The sequence below is a fragment of the Alcaligenes sp. Marseille-Q7550 genome, assembly GCF_965112015.1.
The window spans coordinates 1451847-1472001 of sequence record NZ_CBCOPU010000001.1 but is presented as its reverse complement, the minus strand read 5'-3'; the positions used below and the strand labels follow the sequence as shown (position 1 = coordinate 1472001).

Here is a 20155-nt window from a genome sequence, read left to right as displayed (position 1 = left end):
TCCATTATCCGGAGGTCCTGCATGACCACTGCAACATTCAGCCGGCGCCGATTCCTGAAGTTCGGAGTCGTATCCGGCGTATCCATCTACATGGCGCCCTTCCTGCCCAAGGCGGCGCAAGCCACGCTGCTGGGGGAACAGAACACCCGGCCCACGCCCTGGAATGCCTCGGGGCGACAGGCGCCCTTCAAGATCGACGGCACGCGCCAGGTCACCGGCAGCAAATTCTTCGTGCGCGACATACGCGCCAAGGACATGCCAGGCTGGCCGCAGCAACAGGCGCACGCCTTCATTCTGCGCGCCACCCAGGCCGATCATCTGTATACCGGCCTGGACCTGCAGAAGCTGGGCGCGGACCTGCAGCCCGACATTCTGATCCAGGCCGAAGACCTGAAGAAAGCCGGCCTGGAGCTGCCCGACTACTACAATGACGAAATGCTGCTGGCCGCCGGCAAGACGGCCCGCTTTCTGGGCCACCCGGTCGCCATCCTGATCTACAAGGACTTCGATCGCTACCGCCGCGCCAAGAATGCCAGTCAGACCCCCGGCGTGGTGGGCTATGGCGAAAAAACCGGCTTCCGGGAACTGGACGCCTACGGCGGCGCCCGTTACATCCGCGTCGAAGGCGCCGGCGGCTCGCCCGACGATGTCTTTTCCAGCATGCGCGACGGCGCCGTCTTCCCGGACAAGGTCCAGGGCGAGGCGCCTGTCTGGCCATCCAGCCAGGGAGACTCCCCCGTCGCCAAGGCCATGGCCCTGAGCGAGCAGATGCAAAAGGACTTCCAGCAGCCGCCCGGCGATTGGCTGGTGCTGGAAGGCGACTACTACTCCCAGTCCATCGACGGCTCGCCCCTGGAGCCCGAATGCATCAATTGCTGGTACGACGGCAAGAAGCAGGAACTGCAGATGGTGGTGGGCTCCCAGACACCCGGCGCGGACGGCGCCGAAGCGGCGGGCATGGTGGCGGCTTCGTCCTTTGGCCTGAAGAACGTGGTCGTGCACCCCTGTACAGCCACCGGCTACGGCGTCAAGGAGCACAGCGCCTTCAACCATTATGGCGTGGTGGCGGCCCTGTTCGCCGGCAACCTGCCGGTGCGCCTGGCCAACAATCGCTTCGAGCAGTTCCAGGCCGGCCAGAAACGGCACTCCTACCGCATGAAGAACCGTATCGCCATCGACAAGGCCAGCGGCAAGATCATGCAGTATCAGAGCTTCAGCCTGTCCGACGGCGGCGGCCGGGCCACTTGCAGCTGGCCCGTCACCACGGGCGGCGCGCAGAGCGCCCAAGGCATCTACTACCTGCCCAGGAGCGACGCCTGGGGCGTGGCGCTGGCCTCGCGGGCCGTGGAAGCCGGCTCCATGCGGGGCTTTGGCAAAGGCCAGACCATGACCGCCATCGAGCTCATGATGGACGAAGCGGCGGCCCGGCTGAACATGGACCCCATAGACCTGCGCCTGAAGAACGTCATGCTCAGCGGCCAGAAGAACATGGAAGGCGGCATCCCGGCCGGCTCGCTGCGGGCGCGGGAAATCCTGGAAAAGGCGCGCCGGCACCCGCTGTGGACCGACCGCGAGCAGAAGAAAAAAGCGTTCGAGGCCGCCAACCCCGGCAAGCTGTACGGCGTGGGCTTTGCCTGTGTCATGAAGAACTACGGCACGGGCTCGCAGGGCTACCATTCGGGCATCGAGATCGACGAGCAGGGCCAGGTGCATCTGCGCACCTCCATCGTGGAGATCGGCACCGGCTCGGCCACTTCCCAGGCGGTGATCTGCGCCAAATGGGTGGGCCGCGCCGCGAATACCGTCCAGGCCTCGCACCTGGACTGGCCCGAGCTGGGCATGGAGGCCACCCACAACCCCTACATCCTGAAGCAGGCCGACCAGGACAAGCAGCAAGCCAACTCGCGCTGGACGCCTGTGCTGTCCTCCGGTTCGTACGCCAGCAGTTCGTCCTACTTCGGCTCGCACGGCACCTCCGAAGCCGCCCGCCTGCTGTTCCTCTACGGCCTGTGGCCGGCGGCCGTGTCCATCTGGGGCGAAGGCTATGGCGGCGGCCAGATCGCCCCGCTGACCGTGCGCCCGGAGGACGCCCGCTGGACCAGCGACGGCCGCCTGAGCGCCGGCGGCCTGGAACCCCTGCCCCTGGAGCAGTTGGCCAAGCGCGCGCACGACATGAAGCTGGTGACCGGCGTGGTGCTGCACGCCTTCAACCGCTACCAGTGGGCCGAAGCCGACTACGACGTGGCCGGCCAGAACGTGCGCCTGCCCGTGGACGGGCTGGCGCTGCGCTACGGCGCGGGCGATCCCAAGGCCAGGGAGCTGAATGGCTACCAGCGGCTGGAGCGGCGCAACATCGCCTATCCGCCGGTGGCGCGGCGCCGCGGCGGCTACCTGTACTACTCGGCGGTGGGCGTGCTGACGGAAGTGGAGGTCGACCGCAAGAGCGGCGAGCAGACGCTGCTATCCGCGCACACCTGGGTGGACTGCGGCAAGCCCATCGTGCCGCAACTGGTCATGAGCCAGGCCGAAGGCGGCCTGGCCATGGGCCTGGGCCAGGCCTGGTACGAGGACCTGCCCCTGTATGAAGGAGGTCCCGGCGACGGCACCTGGAACTTCCACCGCTACCGCTTGCCGCGCGCCAAGGACGTGGCCGTCTGGAACACCAGCTTCGAACTGCTGGAGCCGCTGTCCGAGACCGACGCGCCCAAGGGCATTGCCGAAGTGGTGATGATCCCCATCATCCCGGCCGCCGTCAGCGCCGTCAATCACGCCACCGGACAGTTCTTCCGCGAACTGCCCGTCACCGCCGAAAAAATCAAGGAGCGTCTGGCATGAGCAATCCGACCAAGAAACTGCGCCTGAACATCAACCGGGTCGACCTGCAGGCAATGGAAGTCAGCCAGGATCTGCCCATGATCGACTTTCTGCACGAATACGCCGGGCTGACCGGCACGCACCTGGGCTGCGGCATGGGCATCTGCCACGCCTGCGTGGTGATCGTGGACCATCCGGACGGGCGCAGCGAAGAAGTGCGCACCTGCGTCATGCCGGCCAGCTACTTCGAAGGCAAGAAAGTGCGCACCATCGAGGCGCACGCCAAGCGCGACGGGCAGGACAAGGTCACGGAACTGCATCCGGTGCAACAAGCCTTTCTGGAGCACTTCGCCTTCCAGTGCGGCTACTGCACGCCGGGCTTCGTCAATGCCGGCATCGTGCTGTACGAATCCTTGCAGAAGCAGCCGGTGGCGCGCGACCAGGTCGAGGCCAAGGTGTCCGAGGGCCTGCAGAACCACATCTGCCGCTGCACCGGCTATGTGCGCTACCACCAGGCCATGAAGGACCTGATCCTGGCCACGCCCGGCATGGTGAGCTAGGCCCCGGCGCCGGGGACGGCCCCAGGGTTGTCCCCGGCTTGCCGGCGCGCCGGACATGCTACGATTTGCGCAGCAGGACTTGAACCTGGAACAGCAAGAACAAGGAGCGCGCCATGAGCAACACCTACAGCCTCAATGACCTGGGTCGTGAAGCCGTCCGCCAATTCGTGCAAGACCGTGGCCTGCCCGACCTGAACCTGGATGCCTATTACGCCGCCGCCGAGGTGGAGGCCGATAATTTCAATGAAGACGGCAGCCAGCGCGGCGAGATCGAAATCACCCCGCCTTGCAGCAAGGACGGCCTGATGCACACCCTGCTGCTGGAAAAACACTGGTTCAGCGCCGAACCCGTGCCCGAAACACCGGACGACGATCCGCTGTTCTGATGCCGGCCCGAGACGCGCCCCACCCGGGCGCGTCAGTCCACCTGCAGGCCGATCTTGCGGGCCAGCAGGCCGGAGCGGTCGATATCGGTCCAGACGATGTCCCGGAATCCCTGCGCCAGGGCTTGCTTCCCCGGCGATTGCGGCGTATAGCCCAGGTCCATCAGTTCGCGCTGCATGACGGGCTGCGCCACGGCCTCTCGCACCGCCTCGTTCAAGCGCCGCACCACCTGCGCCGGGGTGTGGGACGGCGCCAGCAGGCCGTGCCACTGATCCAGCTCGAAGGGCTGGCCGATGATTTCCGCCACGGTCGGCACGTCCGCCAGCACGGGGCTGCGCTGGGGCGAGGTCACCGCCAGGGCCCGCAGGCGCCCGGACGCGATCAGCGCCGACGCGCTGGACAGCGTGACGATGCCGACCGGCACCTGCCCGGCCACCACGTCGTTCAAGGCCGGGCCGCAGCCCCGGTACGGGATGTGCAGCAGGTACGTGCCGCTGGTCTCGTACAGCATCTCCCCGGCCAGGTGCTGCGGCGTGCCGTTGCCGCAGGACGCATAGGCCAGGGACGGCTCGGAGCGCACCGCCAGCACGTCCTGCAAGGAGGCGATGCCGGAACCTTCCGCCGTCACCAGCACGGAAGGCACGAATCCCACATTGGCCACCGGCGCGAAATCGGCCTTGGGATCAAAGCCCAGGTTGCGGTAGACGCCGGGGTTGATGGCAAAAGAACTGTTGGCCATCAGCAAGGTATAGCCGTCGGCGCGCGCATAGGCCACGGCGCGAGAACCGATATTGCCGCTTGCGCCGGGGCGGTTGTCCACGATGACCGCCTGGCCCAGGCTTTCCTGCAGGCGCATGCCCAGCTTGCGGGCCAGCAGATCGGTGCCGCCCCCCGGCGGGAAGGTGACGATGATGGTGATGGGTCGGCTGGGATAGTCCTGGTCTTGCGCAGGGGCCGCGGGGCCCGCCGCGTCCGCCGGGGCAGCCAGCGCCAGTGAAGCGGCGGCCAGCGCTGCGCCGCCCAGTGCGCAACGCTTCAGGAACGACAACATGGTGTTTCCAGTAAGGTGACGGTCTATCAGGCGTCCAGGCCTATGTCCAGGACCCGGGCGCTATGGGTGATCCAGCCCACGGCGATGCGGTCCACCCCGCAGCGCGCGATCTGCACGGCGGTTTCGGGCGTGATGCGGCCCGAGGCCTCGGTCTTGGCCCGGCCGGCGACTCGGTCCACGGCCTGTTTCAAGGTGTCCGTGTCCATATTGTCCAGCAGGATGCTGTCCACGCCCAGCTCCAGGACTTCGTCCAGTTGCTCCAGCGTGTCCACCTCCACCTCTATGCATACCAGGTGGCCGATGTAGGCCCGCGCCGCTTCCACCGCCGCGCGCACCCCGCCGGCCACGGCAATATGGTTGTCCTTGATGAGCACGGCGTCATCCAGGCCGAAACGGTGATTGCTGCCTCCGCCGACCCGCACCGCATACTTCTGCAGGGCGCGCATGCCCGGCATGGTCTTGCGGGTGCAGGTCACCTTGGTGCCGTAGGGCGCGATGGCACGGGCAATGGACGCGGTGGCCGAGGCCACCCCGCTCAGATGGCCCAGGAAATTCAGGGCGCAGCGCTCGGCCGGCAGCATGGCGCGGGCCGAACCGCTGATGACGGCGATTTCCGCGCCGGGTGCCAGATCATCGCCGTCCTGCAGCCGGGCCTCGAATCGCAAGGACGGATCCAGCAGCCTGAAGGCGATGCGCGCCAGGTCCAGGCCGGCCAGCACGCCGTGCTCGCGAGCCACCAGCCGAGTCCGGGTGCGGGCCTCGGGCGACACAATGGCATCCGTCGTCAAATCGCCGGCGCGACCCAGATCCTCCTGCAGGGCGGCGCGCACCAGCGGCTCCAGGATGACGTCCGGCAGCGGCGGGACGCGGTTCACGCCGGGGACTGTCATTTGCGCGGTCGGCGCAGTGATTTCTTTTATGCTCATTTTGAGTATTAAAAAGGATAAAAAGAAGGCCTGTCGGCACCATGCATTTATGCTATTCCTGAGCATAAAAGCTGTCAAGCCGCAGGCCTTGCCCTCTTCCTCCTAGCGGGCCTGTTTGGCCAGCGGGAGCTTGCTGCCGGAAATAGCGCGTTCCAGCAGCACGTCGCCCCGGAACCGGAACAGTTTGGCGGGCCTGCCCGAGCCGCCCAGGCTCATGGCGCCCGTCTCTTCCACCAGGGCCTGCTGCTCGATCAGGCGCCGGAAATTCTGCTTGTGCAGGCCCCGGCCCGCCAGCGCCTCCACCGCCTGTTGCAGCTGGAGCAAGGTGAATTCCGGCGGCATCAGCTCGAACACCACGGGCCGGTACTTGATCTTGGCCCGCAGGCGAGCCAGGCCCGTGGCCAGGATGCGCCGATGATCATGCATCATGGGCAACCCCAGGCGGTTCTCCTGTCCCACCGCATCCGGACGCGGTTCGCGGCGGCGGATCGCCTCCGGCAGCAAACCCGCCTCGTACAGCAATTCGTAGCGCTGCAGCGCGAAATCCTCGTTCCAGGTCGCACCCGCCAGCCCGGAGCTGTAGGCTACGCGCTGGCGGCGTATGGCCTGCGCTTCCGGATCCTGGTCGCACCACTGCATCAGGGCGGGCGCGATCAGATCCTGGATAAGGGCGGGCGCGCCCTGGCGCCAATCCTCCCAGGGGAAGTAGCGATAACAATCCTGCCAGATGACCTGGGCGACGTCCGGCCGCCCCACTTCGCGCGTCAGCCCCACATAGCTGACCGACACCACGCGCGCCCCGTGGGCGTCGAAGCGGTCCCGGTCCGCAAAGGTGTAGAGCTGCTCCACGTAGCCCAGGGGATGATGGGTCTGCGCCTCCACCCAATCGCGCAGGCCGGTCTGCAAGGAACGGTGCGCCTGCTGGAAAGGGCCGGCCGGCAGGGCCTTGCCCGCATCCGTCGTCAGCACGCGCGGCTCGCCATCAGTGACGGCGACCAGTACGGCCACCAGCTCGGCGCTGACGGCGGGTTCCTGCAGTTCGATCACATGCTCTCCTTGAAAACCGCGCCCGCAAGCGGGCGGCGTCGCCGAATTATAAACGCAGCACATACGGCGCCGAACCAACACACGAACCCGACGCGTTACGATGGACGGGGCGGCAAAATATACCGATGAAAAAGTACAGATCTAAAGAAAAAAAGCGACTATCCGTAAAGCTGATAAACCCTATTTCTAAAACGTTATGTCAGTTCAAGCCGCCGGTCAGACACCGGATATGCGCCTAGTTTCTGCTTTTGCCGCTGTCAGCCATTCGCAAAAATAGAGAGATTTGTGTGGTTTAAGGTCATATTCAGAAAAAGACTTGCCCGTGCGTGCGTCTCCCGACGATTTCCGTCGGTCCGGCTGACCTTGAACAGCACACGTAGTGTTCCTGCAGGATGTTGAATGCGTAAGAATTTTCCCGTTACCCAGGACGAGGTGCGTGTCCGGGCTGATCAGTACCTGATTTCCAAGACGGACCTGAAAGGCCGCATCACCTACGCCAATGCCGCGTTCATCGCCATCAGCGGTTTCTCGCGAGAGGAACTGGTCGGCAAGGCGCACAATATCGTGCGCCATCCGGACATGCCGCCCGAGGCCTTCCAGGACCTGTGGGACACGCTGCAGAAAGAACGCCCCTGGATGGGCGTGGTCAAGAACCGCCGCAAGGACGGCGGTTTCTACTGGGTCTACGCCATGGCGGTGCCCATCTACGAGAACGGCGCCGTCACCGGCTACGCCTCGGTGCGAGTCAAGCCCACCCAGGAACAGATCGAGGAAGCCGACCAGTTCTATCGCGCCATCAACGAAGGACGCGCCCAGGGCTATCGCGTGTTCGAAGGCCGCAAGGTGCCCACGGGCTGGCGGCGCGGCGTGCAGCTGCTGCGCAAGCCCTTCAGCAATTCGCTGCGCGCCAGCCTGTTCCGCATGGGCGCCCTGGCGCTGGCCGCGACCGGCGCGGCACTGTACTTCGCCCTGACCGGCGGCGTTCCCCAAGGCTCGGGCCTGTGGCTGACGGGCGGCCTGTGCCTGGCGGGCGCCGCCATGATGGCCTATGGCTGGCTGATCGCCCAGCGCGTCATCCGCCCGCTGGACCAGGCCTCCCTGATCGCCCAGCAGATCGCCACCGGCAACCTGCAGCTGGACATCGACATCAGCGCGAGTGAAGGGAATTCGGAAATCGGGCAGCTCTACTTCTGCCTGGACCTGATGCGCAAGAGCCTGGTGGGCATCGCCAGCGACGCCCGCCATGGCATCGAGGCGTCCATCCATGCCGCCCGCATCCTGGAGGTGAACAATACCAACCTGGCGGCGCGCACCGAGGACCAGGCCGCCTCCCTGCAGGAGACCGCCGCCAGCATGGAAGAGCTGACCGTGACCGTGCGCCAGAACGCCGACAACGCCAACCAGGCCAGCCAGCTGGCCGACGCCAGCATGCATATCGCGCAACGCGGCGGCGCCGTGGTCAACGAAGTGGTGCAGACCATGCAGGGCATACACGACAGCTCGCGACGCATCGGCGACATCGTGACCGTGATCGAAGGCATCGCCTTCCAGACCAACATCCTGGCCTTGAACGCGGCGGTCGAATCGGCGCGCGCGGGCGAGGCCGGACGCGGCTTTGCCGTGGTGGCCGGCGAAGTGCGCAGCCTGGCCCAGAAGAGCTCCCAGGCCGCCGGCGAGATCAAGATCCTGATCGATGAATCGGTAGGCCGCATGGCCAAAGGCGCCGAACAAGCCGCCCGCGCCGGCGACACCATGGAAGAAATCGTGGATTCGGTCAAGCGCGTGACGGACATCATCGGCGAGATCTCCACCGCTTCCATCGAACAGGCCAGCGGCCTGGACCAGATCAACCAGGCCATGGCCAAGATGGACGGAGTCACGCAGCAGAACGCCGCCCTGGTCCAGGATCTGGGCAACACCATGAGCGGCCTGGCCCAGGAAGCGTCGGAACTGGCCGACGCCATCAAGGCCCTGAACACGGGCGAAGACGGCAAGGCCGACACGGCGCCCCCGGCCGCCCGCCTCTCCCGGGCCCCTGCCCCGCAGGTGCTTTCCTACCAGCCCTCGCCGGCCGCTGTCGTGCCCAGCGCGCGAACGGCATCGGCCCGGCTGAGCGCCGTGCGCCGCTGAAGCGCCAAAACAGGGTCGGATACCGTGGCAGGATTTCCGACCCTGTCAATACTGACAGCTAGACAAATTCAAAAAACTCCCGAACAAAATCCGGATTCAGCGTCCGCGATAAAAATAAAATAAATAAATCAAGCGCATGTGAAAAAAGCGCGGAGTGCTTAAAACAATTATCTGCCACGTCATCAGCGTGACACATTTAGATTCCATGATTAACACGATGTAATAGGAAGACGCAGATCAGTAACATAAGGGGTTGCGTTCCCTGTTGCTTAGCCCTCCATAGGCCTGATCATGCGCGAAAACCATCCCATCACCTCACATGAAACTCAGGTGCCCGACAAGGTCTACCTGATCTCCAAGACGGACCTGCAAGGCCGCATCACCTACGCCAATCCCGCCTTCATCGAAATCAGCGGCTACAGCCACGACGAGCTCATCGGCTCGCATCACAACATCGTGCGCCATCCCCACATGCCGCCCGTCCTGTTCCAGGACCTGTGGCAGACCTTGAAACAGCAGCGACCCTGGTCGGGCCTGATCAAGAACCGACGCAAGGACGGCGGCTTCTACTGGGTCAAGGCGCGCGTCATTCCCCTGCTTGAAAACGGCCGGGTCAGCGGCTATGCCTCCGTGCGCGTGCGGCCCGACGCGCAGGAGATCCGCGAAGCCGAACATCTGTATCAGGCCATCAACGAACAGGGCCTGCGCGATTTCCGCATCCGGGAAGGCCGCCTGCAATCCACCGGCTGGCGCGCGGCGGCGCGCGATGCTGCAGCCGCTGAACCGCAGCCTGCGCGCCAGCCTGCTGCGCTTCGGCCTGCTGACCGGCGGCCTGCTGGCCCTGTGCGCCGCCCTGCTGGCCGGCAGCGGCGCCTCCGCGGCCTACCTGGCCGGCGGGCTGGGCGCCCTGGGTGCGGCCGGACTGGCCACCCTGGCCTACGGCTGGGTGGTGACCCAACGCATGATGCGGCCGCTGCAAAGCGCCACCCACATCGCGCAGCAGATCGCCACCGGCAACCTGCTGATCGAACTGAATCCGCAGCATACGCGCAGCCAGGAGGTCGCCCAGCTCTACTTCTACATGGACATGATGCGCAAAAGCCTGCTGGGCCTGGCGCGCGACGTGCACCAGGGCATACAGGCCTCCCTGGACGTATCGACCCGCCTGGAAGACGGCAACCGCCAGCTTTCCAGCCGGACTTCGGCCCAATCCGGTTCACTGCAGCGCACCGCGGCCAGCATGGAACAGCTGACCATGACCGTGCAGCAGACCGCCGACAACGCCCGCCTGGCCAACAAGCTGGCTGGCCAAAGCCTGTCCACGGCCCGGCGCGGCGGAGAAGTCGTGCAGGACATGGTCAACACCATGCAGGACATTCACAACAGCTCCGAGCGCATCGGCGACATCGTCACCATGATCGAGGGCCTGGCCTTCCAGACCAACATCCTGGCGCTGAACGCCGCCGTGGAGTCGGCCCGCGCCGGCGAGGCCGGCAAGGGCTTTGCGGTGGTGGCGGGCGAAGTGCGCAGCCTGGCCCAGAAAAGCGCCCAGGCGGCGGGCGAGATCAAGGCCCTGGTGGACGATTCCCTGCAGCGCATGGCCACCGGCGCGCGCCACGCCGATCGGGCTGGCGCCACCATGGACGAGATCATGCAGTCGGTCTCGGACGTCACCCACCTGATCAACGAAATCTCCACCGCCTCGGACGAACAGGCCAGCGGCCTGGCGCAGATCAACGAAGCGGTCTCCCACATGGACCAGGACACCAACGACAACGCCGATCTGGCGCGCAACCTGGGAGACACCGTCAGCCAGCTCAGCCGGCAGGCGCTGGAATTGAAGCTGTCCATTCAACTGCTGAACACCGGTCATGGACGCTCCACCTACATCCCCGACCCCGGCGCCACGCAGGACCCCATTCCCTTGTTGAAAGTGGCCTGATCAAGAACGCAGACGCCGATCGCAGACGGATGGCATGAACGAACATGAGACTGATAGTCGCCGGTCCTACCGGTAGCCCTGAACGTGGAACGCCGCCCGGAAAGACCACGCCCCATGGCGTATGGAACGGGCTGGCTGCGTCGGGGGCCGGCAAACAATCGGACAGCCGGCAGGACCGCTTGCCCTCCTCCTCAGCCTGCGCTGCACTAGAGCTTCACATTCCGCCCGCGCTTTTCGGCTGGAAATGCCTCGTCGACCAGGCAGAAAGCGTGCATCCCCAGGAGAGAACACCATGCCCGACACCCTGGAACTGAATTACGCCATCGCCCCCTGCGACTTCGGGCTGCTGCTGGCGGCCATGCACGGCAAGAAACTGATCGCCGCCAGCCTGGGCGATGACAAGGACGCGATGCGCGCCGATCTGCAGGGCCATTTCCCCGGCGCGCAGCTGCACGAAGTGCCAGCCGACAGGGTCCCCGCCCTGCAAAAGCTGGCGGACTACCTGCACGCCCCCGCAAAAGCGCCGGACATCCCCATGGAGCTGCATGGCACCGACTTCCAGCTCAAGGTCTGGAACGTCCTGCGCCAGATCCCGCCCGGCCAGACACGCAGCTATACCGACATCGCCCGCGCCATCGGCGAGCCCGCCGCCACCCGCGCCGTCGCCCGCGCCTGCGCCTCCAACCCCATCGCCCTGCTCATCCCTTGCCACCGCATCCTGCGCAGCGACGGCGGCATCACCGGCTACCGTTGGGGCGTGGAGCGCAAGAAAGCCATGATCCGGCACGAGAAGGAATTCATTAAAACCGCACGAACGCAAGGATTATGAACATACAACCCAGAGGCGATCAAAAATCCTTACGATCATGCGGTTTTATTGCAGAATTTACTATTTCAATCTAAAATCCTCATGGTCATGAGGATTTTTTATGAAAATACCTATAGACCAAGCGAGCGCCATCGGGCAAATAGTACGCGCCAGCCGTAAGGTCCAGAAAATACGGCAAGACGACGCCGCCGGCAGCATCGGGGTCAGCGAAAACTTTCTGGGCAAGATCGAGCGTGGCGGCGAAACTGTTCAGTGGGGAAAACTGTTCCAGGTTATGGAAGGGCTGGGAATCCGCGTGGTACTGGACGTACCCGACAGCGTCGCCTCCTATCTGGGCCATGGCCCTGACGGGAAAGAGAAATCATGAGCGGCCGCACGTTGCAGGCATTCATCGATCAAACCCCGGTCGGCATTCTGCAGGAAATCCAGGGCCTGTGGAGTTTCCAGTACGCTCAACCATGGCTGAAAAACCCTCGATGTTTCGCACTCAGCCCCCACCTGCCACTGACACTGGAGCCTTTGGTAGATGGCGCAAGCAAACGCCCTGTACAATGGTATTTCGACAATCTGCTGCCAGAAGAAAACCAGCGCTTCTTGCTGGCCAAAGACGCCAGGCTGAATGCCGCCGACTCTTTCAGCCTGTTGGCCTGGTACGGCGCAGAATCCGCAGGGTCATTGACATTGTTGCCCACAGATGCGCCGCCACAGTCCGCTGAACCCTTGCGGCCGTTGTCGGACGACCACCTGGAAGCGCGGATACGCCAGTTACCCAAGGCCCCTTTGACCCGTGCCGCCATCAAGCGCATGTCTTTAGCTGGCGCGCAACACAAACTGGCCATCGTCCTGCGCGACGGGGCGTTGTTTGAGCCCGCCGGCGCCACCCCTTCCACTCATATCCTCAAGCCGAACCATCCGGACGAAGATTACCCGCATTCCGTCATTAACGAATAGTTTGTTATGCGTCTAGCTAAACGGCTTCGTCTGGATGTGCCTGACGTGCATCGACGCTATACACCTTCTCCCGTGTATCTGATCAATCGCTTTGATCGAATACCAACCCCGCAGGGCTGGCAACGCCAGCACGCGATAGACGCTTGCCAGTTGCTAGGTTTCGATCGCAGCTTCAAGTACAGCCAAGGCAACATGGACAACCTGGCCTCTTTGGCCATGGCTTGCCGCAGCCCGGCGGTCGCTAGATCCCGCATCTTCGTCTGGCTGGTATTCAATGTGCTTATCGGCAACAGCGACGCGCATTTGAAAAATCTGAGCTTCCTGGTGTCGCACGAAGGCATTCAACTAGCACCGTTCTATGACCTGCTCAGCATTGCCGCTTACGAATCACGGGCATTCGACCGGCAAGGCTGGCCGACCCACACTACACTGGCCTGGCCCATTCTAGGGGCGAATCGCTTCTCGGACATCCACCGGGATCTGGTGCTGGAGGCTGGAGCGGTTTTGAGCCTGACTAAAGGAACGGCGGAACGCCTGCTGGAACATATCCGTGGACGTATCGAGCTGGAGGCCCAAGCGCTCTACGATGAAGTGCAAACGGAAAACATGCGCATTGTCCAGGCCCGTCCGGGGCTTGCAGCCACCATGGCAGGAGAGTCTCGCTGCTTGAGGACTATTTTGCACACCGTCATCAAAGATATGGCGCAGCGTCTGGCCTGAACGTCACGCCACCCACAGCATCAACAAGCCATGCAGCGCAACACCCACCAGGCCGCCCACCAGCGTGCCATTGAAGCGTATGAATTGCAGGTCGGTGCCCACGCTCAATTCCAGTTCGCGCACCAGGTCCTGGTCGTCCCAGTTGCGCACTGTGCGGGAGATATGGTCTTTCGCGCCTTCGCGCAGATGCTCGGCCAGGCCCGCCGCGGCGGACAGCATGTGTTCGTTCAAGGTGGCCCGCAGCTCTTCATCCTTTTCCAGGCGCTGTCCCAGGTCCTGCGCCAACTGGCGCAGATGCGCGGCGACCGCGCAATCGTCCCTGTCCAGGTCAGTGCGCAAGGTCCTGATGACGTCGTTCCACAGGCCATCGATATAGGCGCCGACTTCCCGATGCTCCAGAAGGCGCTGCTTGATGGACTCCACCTGTTCGATCAGTGCGGGATCGCGTCCCAGCCGCTGGATATAGGTCTCCACCCAGCGTTCGTAATCCTGGCGCAACTCGTGATCGGGCTGGCAGAGACTGTCCTGCAGCTCGTCCACCAAGGCGCGCGCCAGCTTGTCGGCCAGCTTGCCCGATAGATCGTCCACCGAGGCGACCACCCCCACAAGCTTCAGGATGCCGGGCCATTCGTTCTGGGCATGACGCAGCAAAACGCCGGCAACACGCTGCCTGACGGCCTCGTCCGCCAGGTAAAGGCCCAGCTGCTGCAAGACCTCGTCCAGCAGCCTCTGATGGCGGCCATTGCGAGTCAGCAGGCCCAGGATCTCGGACGCCGTGCCTGCAAGGTTCCAGCGCAGCAGGTACGCTCGCAGTCCGTCCGTCAGCGCCTGCTTGACGCTTTGCTCATCCAGCAGACGCAAGGCCTCCCGCAGGCCCGTCCGCATGTAGGCCGCCGCTTGTCCGCTTTGCTCCGGCCGGGACAGCCACTGCCCCAGCCGCGCCGCCGGGTCCAGGGCGCGCAGCTTCTCCAGGATGGCGGCGGAGTCCAGGAAATGATCGCGCACGAACACGGCCAGGCTGTCGCCCAGGCTGTTCTTCTTGTTGGGAATGATGGCCGTATGCGGCAAAGGAAGCCCCAAGGGCCGCCTGAACAAGGCCACGACCGCGAACCAGTCGGCCAGAGCCCCGACGGTGGCGGCCTCGCTGAAGGCCCGCAGCCAGGGCCACAGACCCGCCGCCGGCGCCGCCTCGCCCTGACGCATCATGGCGTGACTCAGCAGGAACAGGCAGACAGTGACCACCAACAGCGCCAGAGCGCTGAGCTTCATCTTGCGCAGGCGGTGTTCGGGGGCGGATAAAACCCGGGCACACGCTGACATCGCCATTCAATCTCAAAAAAAAAAACGAACAAGATAGACCTGATGGACGCTCAAGGCAGCACATGTTCTGCGATCTGCCGACATGCCTTGAGATTCAGCGACACAAAATCGTCCCAGCTGTATTGCCGAAAATAGCGCAGCTCGTACTGCCGATCCACTCTGCAAATATCGGGACGCTCCGCGTAAATCCGGCAGCCTTTGGTCTCCACATCGAAGTTTCTACACGTTCCGTCACCACGGTCCAGAAAACGGGTCTCGGCGGCCAGATGAACAATCTGGCAGCACAAGCCACATTGGACACAAGGAAACGCCTTATGCTGCAGAATTTTTTGCATGAAATTGAGTCCCCCTGTCACACAGGGGGAATTTGCCTTGATTGACTTAGCTGCCGTGTCTATCCAACTCATCCTTCTGGCCGTTGGCGACAGCGACTACCTCTTGAATACGCTTTTCAGTCGACAACACCAGGTTGCCGGCCTCATCCAGAATGGGCGTATCAATCATGGCTTTTAACAGCTGGGCAAACTTCACCGCCCTGAATACCGCCGCTTTGCTGTCATCCGAAAACGCCTGGAAGTCCTCGCCTTCCTGTTCGATGATTCTTTTCAGATCACCCACAGCCCGGCGCAGATGAGAGCTGATCTTGGAAAAAGTGCTATTTGCTAATGTAGTCACCTTCTCGATCGCCTTCAGCTTGGTCACCATGAGTTCGGCTTCTTGAGCAAGGGTTCGAGCCTGCTCCATATTGCTCTTGGCTTCGTTGAGCGCCGTTCCCCCCTTGCTGCCAAGAATATGGCCAAAAATAGCCAGCGCAGGCCCGGCGACGATCCCTCCCAGACCCACTATGCCACCCGCCATGCCGTACCCTCCGGCCGCCAGGGATCCGCCTCCCAGCCAGGCCAGGGTTGCATTGGTCGCCGCCACTCCCCCCAAGGAAGAAATAGCGGTCCCCGTACTGGCCGTCGCCAACAGCATCGTGCCGTTATAAGCTCCAAATGCCAACGCGGCGCCTCCTCCCAGACCGGCCCCCAGACCCAAACCGGCATCCTGAAGGGCCTGGTAATCCTTGCGCAATCCGACGATGATCTCACTGGAGAATGCTCCCCCGGTCAATTTGTCAAGCCCGGGGCCTTCACCAAGGTCAACGTTTTTCAGTCGTTCAAATGTCTGGATGAACTCCGCCACGACGCCATTGAACGCCCGCAACTTGCGTTGACCATAATCCTCCAGGACATGATTGGTCGCCTTGCGCTGAGCCTCGACGTCGTCATTGGCTTTGTCCACGACGGAACGAGCGTCGTTGTTCATATCCTTGGCATTGCTATGGTCCATGGCGCCACTCACGCCCTTCACCGCGCCATACACGCCAGCAGCGATGGCCGCGGCGCCGACAATCAATGGAATAGCCATTTCTTACTCCAGAATAATAGATATTGTCTTGCTAGTCTCCCGGCTGAGCGTCTCCGCACGTTCTAGCAAGTCATTAAAAATAAAATCGTCCAGTTGATGGTGCCGCTGAAACTCTTTGAGCAGCGCCCACTTGATTCCCGCCACATGACCGTCACCCAATGCCACCATCAACAGCTCGTAGAGAACGATCTTGGGCACGGCCGGCACATCGAACCCCTTGCCGGCGACGATTTTCTTCAACACCTTGGTCGCCGCCTGCAAGCGCACCTCCGGCTTCTCCATGGTGGAGACCGGATATTCTTTCAAGGCCCCGATCAATGCATCGTGAACCCGCCTTGATGACTCCACGTCCCTGGAACCCAATCCATCGGCCATTCCGGCCACTATTTCAAGCTCATCAATGATCGCCTTCTCATTCTCGCTTTCCAACACGGACAACATGTCCAGATTCGTCCCAACTGTAATCTTGCTGGAAGGCTTGCCATCCCACAACAAAGGCTTATCGCACAAGACCAGAAGCTTCGCCAATCTCAGCAAATACTTCTTATCCTCACTATTGAGCAACTTATAGAACATGAACCTCTTCACCTCCCTTCATGAAAATCATCGGCACACACCCATCCCTTAGAGAATCAATGGCTTGTCCGACGCCATAAATTCGTTGAACTCGGCCTGCCCCCCGAACTGCAGCTGTTTCCCAAGCAAAGAGGCGTACCGATTCACGGCGGCGGCCATCGCGTCCGTTCCACCGTCATCGGCGCAGCTCAATACGTCCATGAGTCGGACGGTCTCCTGCTGCAACCGGGGGAATTCGCGCCTCATAAACCGGGTCAGCTGTTCTTGCTCAATAGCGATGCGCGCTCTTGTCTCGGCCGCTGCCCGGCGCACCCGCTCGAGGTGCTCGCGGGACTGCTCGACATCCCGGGCAGCGTCCAGGGCACTCTGATAGAACATGGACGACAGGGTATAGCCGATCAGTCCGCCGATGGCCGCTCCCACGACCGGGATGGGAATCGCTATCTGCCCCACCGCCGCCATCATGCTGCTTGACAGCATGCCCGCCCCCTTTTCTCCGACTTCGGACAAAAACTGGGCCTCGTTGATCTCACCCCTGACATAACGCTTGACGCTGGCCCCCAGAGACAGGCAGATGTTCACGGCCAGTGCGGGAGCATGGGTGGACGCCAACTGTCGCGCAAACGCACTCTCGGATTGCTGCATTCCTCCCTTTATCGCTGCACCGGCAAAACCTGTGAAGTAACCCGCGGCAACGGCCTGTACGGCATCCTTGCTCACATCCGTGAACACGTCGGCCAATTCCTTCTCTCCTTGCGCAACCGCAAAGAAGTTACGCAACAGTGAGATGCTGACCCCCACGGTCGCGCCGATGCGCGCTCCTTCCAGGCCGGCACGGTGCGACGTGCGGCCAATATCCAGCAATGTTGCTATGGCCGGATGTTCACGATAGAAAATGGCTTCCTGAGTGGTCAGGCCGCTGTCACGCACCTTGTCCGCCAACCGCTCATAACGCTCCGCTTCCGCTTTCAACTTACCGGCCGCCTCTGTATGGCCATGCGTCTCCGCCTGTACGGCATTGGCGCGGCGCTGCCTGGCCTGCTTCAAGCAATACTGGGCAACGGACTCGGGCTGAAAATCCGGCCCTGCAATGTATTGTTCTAGTGAATCCGCCTCTTGCAACAAGCGTTGCGCCTGCCCTGACTTGACAGGATCTGCACCGATCACTTCGGCGCGCGCTCTCAGCCTTTTTGCCTGCTCCAGAAAATAACCCTGATCCCCTTTGAACTGTTCTGACGGCAGTTCCAACTGCACACCCCGGTATCGGGCAAATTTGCCATCCTCGCGAGCGATACTGTCGAGCAACTCATTGCGATTGCCCACAAACTTCATCTGTGACTGCGAACCATCGAGGATCTTGCCGTCAAGTATCAGTACGCGATCGACTACATTGTGATTGACGCCGAATTGAGACAAATCGTCTGTCCGAGACGTACGGACCGGAGAGCCTTTGATGATGGCTTGCGCATTATCCCGGCTGGTCGCGGCCACCTCTGCGCTGAAGCCCGCCTGCTGCCGAATATTCTGGGCGGCATAGACGGGATCATCATTGACCTTGGACTGGGAAATGCCCGCCAATCCCTTGGCGAGGCGCTGTCCGGTTTCTCTATCCAGGCCCGCGTATCCTTTGATGTACTCCGCGCCGGCGCTGCCAAAGCGCTGTACCGTTTCATGCGCTGCCAGCGCTGCAGCAGTGCGATCCATGTCGCGGCTCGTCCGTTTGCGTTCATCCTTGGAGTCGTCGGCGTCAAACTCGGTTTCATAAGGGTTCATAAAGTCTCCAGACATTGGGTTGAGGTACTGCTGGGTTTTGAATACAAGCTGGACATTCCATCAAGCCTGGCTTTGATCTTTTCAATCCAATGGTTGGGCTCATGCACACGGATCTTGTCCCCTAGCCCGAATATCCACCATAAAGTTTCCTGATCATCCGGAACCCGGGCATACAAGCGCTCCCAATCGCTGCCATTGATTGCCTCCAGGTCTTGCTCCGGGGCCAGCGGCGTCTCCCGCAGCAGCCATGCGATTTGCGGCGCCACATCCGCGACAAGGCGCAGCTGCGCTACAGGCTCGGGGTTGTTGAAACCGCCGCTGTGGATATAGCGATCAAGGTCAAAGCCCGGCGGTTCATGCGCAGGCGCATCCGAACAGTGTGCTTGCTTGATGCGGTGCAAGGCGAATTGCCGCACGTCCGCATAACCATCCACAACGCCAATCAAATAGCTGACCGAATGCCGCGATACCAGGGCCGCGGGATGCAAAGACAGGACCTTGTGATCCCCCTTGCTACGGCTCAGATAGTGAATCGTCAACTGCCGCCGCTCCAGCAAGGCAATAGCGGCCTGCTCCCAGACCAGTGGATCCAATTGCGCCGGCTGCAAAGCCTTGCCATTGGGAAGGGCTCGCACCCGCTCCGCCCATCGCCCCAGATTATTGTTCTTCAGGCCGAGCATCTGCCGTTGCGCCAGGTCGAAATGTGGCGCGAGCAGCCCAAGCACGCTGGGAGGCAGCAACTTGCGAAGATGATGCTCGGCCAGAACAAATGCCAAAGCCGTTGGCGTATCCAAGGCCGGAAAGGCAAACTCCGGGGCATCTTTCGAAAAGCTCCATCGATAAGGGCGCTGGCTTTCGTCGCATTGCAAAGGAAAATCCATGGACAGCCGCCCCGACAAGTCTCGTTGCAGGCTGCGCATATCAATATCAAAGCACTCCGCCTTGAGCTTCTCCAGCAAATCCGTGGTGGAAATGCTCTTGGGCGCGCGCGGTATCAATCGCAACATGGCCAAGTGCCTGAAAAGCCTATCCTTGGGCACAGACATAGCCATATCCTTGCCGTTCCATCACCATCTCCATACGCACTTTTTTGACAGCTTTTGTAACAATTATTTCGACCTTCGTGAAGAAGAGCAACTTCTTTCGCGGTCAATTAACCCCCTGTCTAATGATCGCTACGCTGCCGCTCACGATCCAATTCCCGCTGCAGTTCATCAATCATCCGGCTACGCTTCATCAGCATTGCGCCCAAGATCAATCCCATGGAAAAACAAACAAACTCTTTCATGGCAACCGCCCTTTCGAAACGATTCAAGTCTATGGGAGGGATTATTTCACTGACAGGCGACAATCTATGTCGCACGGGAGAATTGCTGAAAAACAGGGAGATTGCGCGGCCCGGCTCTCCTATTGCTCCTCGGCGCCTCTCGCCCGATAGGTCTCGGCAAACGAGCCTCCCCTCTTCCTTGCCTGCCCAGGACACCGCAGCGTCATAGGCTACGTACGAAGCGCGTACGCCGCCGGAGAAACTTGCCCGGCTTGTGCGCCGACGAGGAAGGCAGACTTGGGCATCTATAATAAAGAGCGGCGAGCGCGCGGCAGGGTGTCTGTCGCCATGCGCTGTTTTCGATCAATGTTCCGCCAGGCACGTCCTGCTCCGGAGTGTGGTGTGCTAAGCGTCGTTCATGCGTTCGTACTGCCGAGCACGAATACAGCCATCAC

At 62.3% G+C, this 20155-nt stretch carries 17 protein-coding genes and 2 pseudogenes; 9 read left to right on the top strand and 10 right to left on the bottom strand.

The features are described from left to right. Nucleotides 1-21 precede the first annotated feature (21 nt). The 3 genes from ACWPWO_RS07035 (at nt 22) to ACWPWO_RS07025 (ending at nt 3760) form a co-directional block, all read left to right on the top strand. Nucleotides 22-2835, top strand: a complete 2814-nt coding sequence (locus ACWPWO_RS07035; protein WP_454005493.1) for a xanthine dehydrogenase family protein molybdopterin-binding subunit — start codon at nt 22-24, stop codon at nt 2833-2835. Continuing rightward, entirely contained in the window at nt 2832-3374 is a 543-nt protein-coding gene (locus tag ACWPWO_RS07030; RefSeq protein ID WP_454005491.1) for a (2Fe-2S)-binding protein, read from the top strand. Before ACWPWO_RS07035 ends, ACWPWO_RS07030 begins: the two co-directional genes overlap by 4 nt. 113 nt (nt 3375-3487) lie before the next feature. Then, nucleotides 3488-3760 carry a hypothetical protein gene (locus ACWPWO_RS07025; protein ID WP_394065208.1) on the top strand — a complete coding sequence of 91 codons (273 nt, stop codon included), beginning with the start codon at nt 3488-3490 and terminating at the stop codon, nt 3758-3760. Between the two features lie 32 nt (nt 3761-3792). Here ACWPWO_RS07025 and ACWPWO_RS07020 read toward each other — a convergent pair whose 3' ends face one another. The 3 genes from ACWPWO_RS07020 to ACWPWO_RS07010 form a co-directional block, all read right to left on the bottom strand. Then, entirely contained in the window at nt 3793-4809 is a 1017-nt protein-coding gene (locus ACWPWO_RS07020) for a tripartite tricarboxylate transporter substrate binding protein (RefSeq protein ID WP_454005489.1), read from the bottom strand. A 26-nt stretch (nt 4810-4835) separates the two neighbouring features. After that, complete coding sequence (nadC, locus tag ACWPWO_RS07015; RefSeq protein ID WP_454005487.1) at nt 4836-5699, bottom strand: carboxylating nicotinate-nucleotide diphosphorylase; 864 nt, start codon at nt 5697-5699, stop codon at nt 4836-4838. Between the two features lie 138 nt (nt 5700-5837). Continuing rightward, entirely contained in the window at nt 5838-6782 is a 945-nt protein-coding gene (locus tag ACWPWO_RS07010; protein ID WP_454005485.1) for an NUDIX hydrolase, read from the bottom strand. A gap of 399 nt (nt 6783-7181) precedes the next feature. On the opposite strand from ACWPWO_RS07010, the gene ACWPWO_RS07005 reads away from it, so the two are divergent. From ACWPWO_RS07005 to ACWPWO_RS06980, 6 genes and pseudogenes are all read left to right on the top strand, one after another. Beyond that, nucleotides 7182-8912: a methyl-accepting chemotaxis protein gene (locus ACWPWO_RS07005; protein WP_454005482.1), complete on the top strand. Its 1731-nt coding sequence runs from the start codon at nt 7182-7184 to the stop codon at nt 8910-8912. Nucleotides 8913-9203: 291 nt separating this feature from the next. Continuing rightward, nucleotides 9204-9485: pseudogene (locus tag ACWPWO_RS07000) on the top strand (PAS domain-containing protein); the annotation flags it as partial. 193 nt (nt 9486-9678) lie between these two features. Further along, nucleotides 9679-10854, top strand: a complete 1176-nt coding sequence (locus ACWPWO_RS06995; protein ID WP_454005480.1) for a methyl-accepting chemotaxis protein — start codon at nt 9679-9681, stop codon at nt 10852-10854. Nucleotides 10855-11146: 292 nt separating this feature from the next. Further along, on the top strand, nt 11147-11683 hold the full coding sequence (locus tag ACWPWO_RS06990) for a methylated-DNA--[protein]-cysteine S-methyltransferase (protein WP_454005478.1): 537 nt from the start codon (nt 11147-11149) through the stop codon (nt 11681-11683). A 100-nt stretch (nt 11684-11783) separates the two neighbouring features. Beyond that, nucleotides 11784-12050: a transcriptional regulator gene (locus ACWPWO_RS06985; protein ID WP_454005476.1), complete on the top strand. Its 267-nt coding sequence runs from the start codon at nt 11784-11786 to the stop codon at nt 12048-12050. After that, nucleotides 12047-13354, top strand: a pseudogene (locus ACWPWO_RS06980) (HipA domain-containing protein). The gene ACWPWO_RS06985 and the pseudogene ACWPWO_RS06980 overlap by 4 nt, the downstream one beginning before the upstream one ends. Nucleotides 13355-13357: 3 nt before the next feature. On the opposite strand, the gene ACWPWO_RS06975 reads toward ACWPWO_RS06980, so the two are convergent. From ACWPWO_RS06975 to ACWPWO_RS06945, 7 genes are all read right to left on the bottom strand, one after another. Next, nucleotides 13358-14680 carry a DUF445 domain-containing protein gene (locus tag ACWPWO_RS06975; protein WP_454005474.1) on the bottom strand — a complete coding sequence of 441 codons (1323 nt, stop codon included), beginning with the start codon at nt 14678-14680 and terminating at the stop codon, nt 13358-13360. A gap of 44 nt (nt 14681-14724) precedes the next feature. Further along, nucleotides 14725-15009, bottom strand: a complete 285-nt coding sequence (locus ACWPWO_RS06970) for a YkgJ family cysteine cluster protein (RefSeq protein ID WP_454005472.1) — start codon at nt 15007-15009, stop codon at nt 14725-14727. Between the two features lie 46 nt (nt 15010-15055). Further along, nucleotides 15056-16084 (bottom strand): hypothetical protein, encoded by a 1029-nt coding sequence (locus tag ACWPWO_RS06965; protein ID WP_454005470.1) that lies wholly within the window; start codon nt 16082-16084, stop codon nt 15056-15058. Nucleotides 16085-16087: 3 nt separating this feature from the next. Then, nucleotides 16088-16660, bottom strand: a complete 573-nt coding sequence (locus ACWPWO_RS06960) for a hypothetical protein (RefSeq protein ID WP_454005468.1) — start codon at nt 16658-16660, stop codon at nt 16088-16090. 48 nt (nt 16661-16708) lie between these two features. After that, on the bottom strand, nt 16709-18433 hold the full coding sequence (locus ACWPWO_RS06955) for a hypothetical protein (RefSeq protein ID WP_454005466.1): 1725 nt from the start codon (nt 18431-18433) through the stop codon (nt 16709-16711). Then, nucleotides 18430-19479, bottom strand: coding sequence for a helix-turn-helix transcriptional regulator (locus tag ACWPWO_RS06950; RefSeq protein ID WP_454005464.1), 1050 nt, complete (start codon nt 19477-19479; stop codon nt 18430-18432). Before ACWPWO_RS06950 ends, ACWPWO_RS06955 begins: the two co-directional genes overlap by 4 nt. Nucleotides 19480-19598: 119 nt before the next feature. Continuing rightward, nucleotides 19599-19721, bottom strand: a complete 123-nt coding sequence (locus ACWPWO_RS06945) for a hypothetical protein (protein ID WP_454005462.1) — start codon at nt 19719-19721, stop codon at nt 19599-19601. Between the last annotated feature and the right edge of the window lie 434 nt (nt 19722-20155).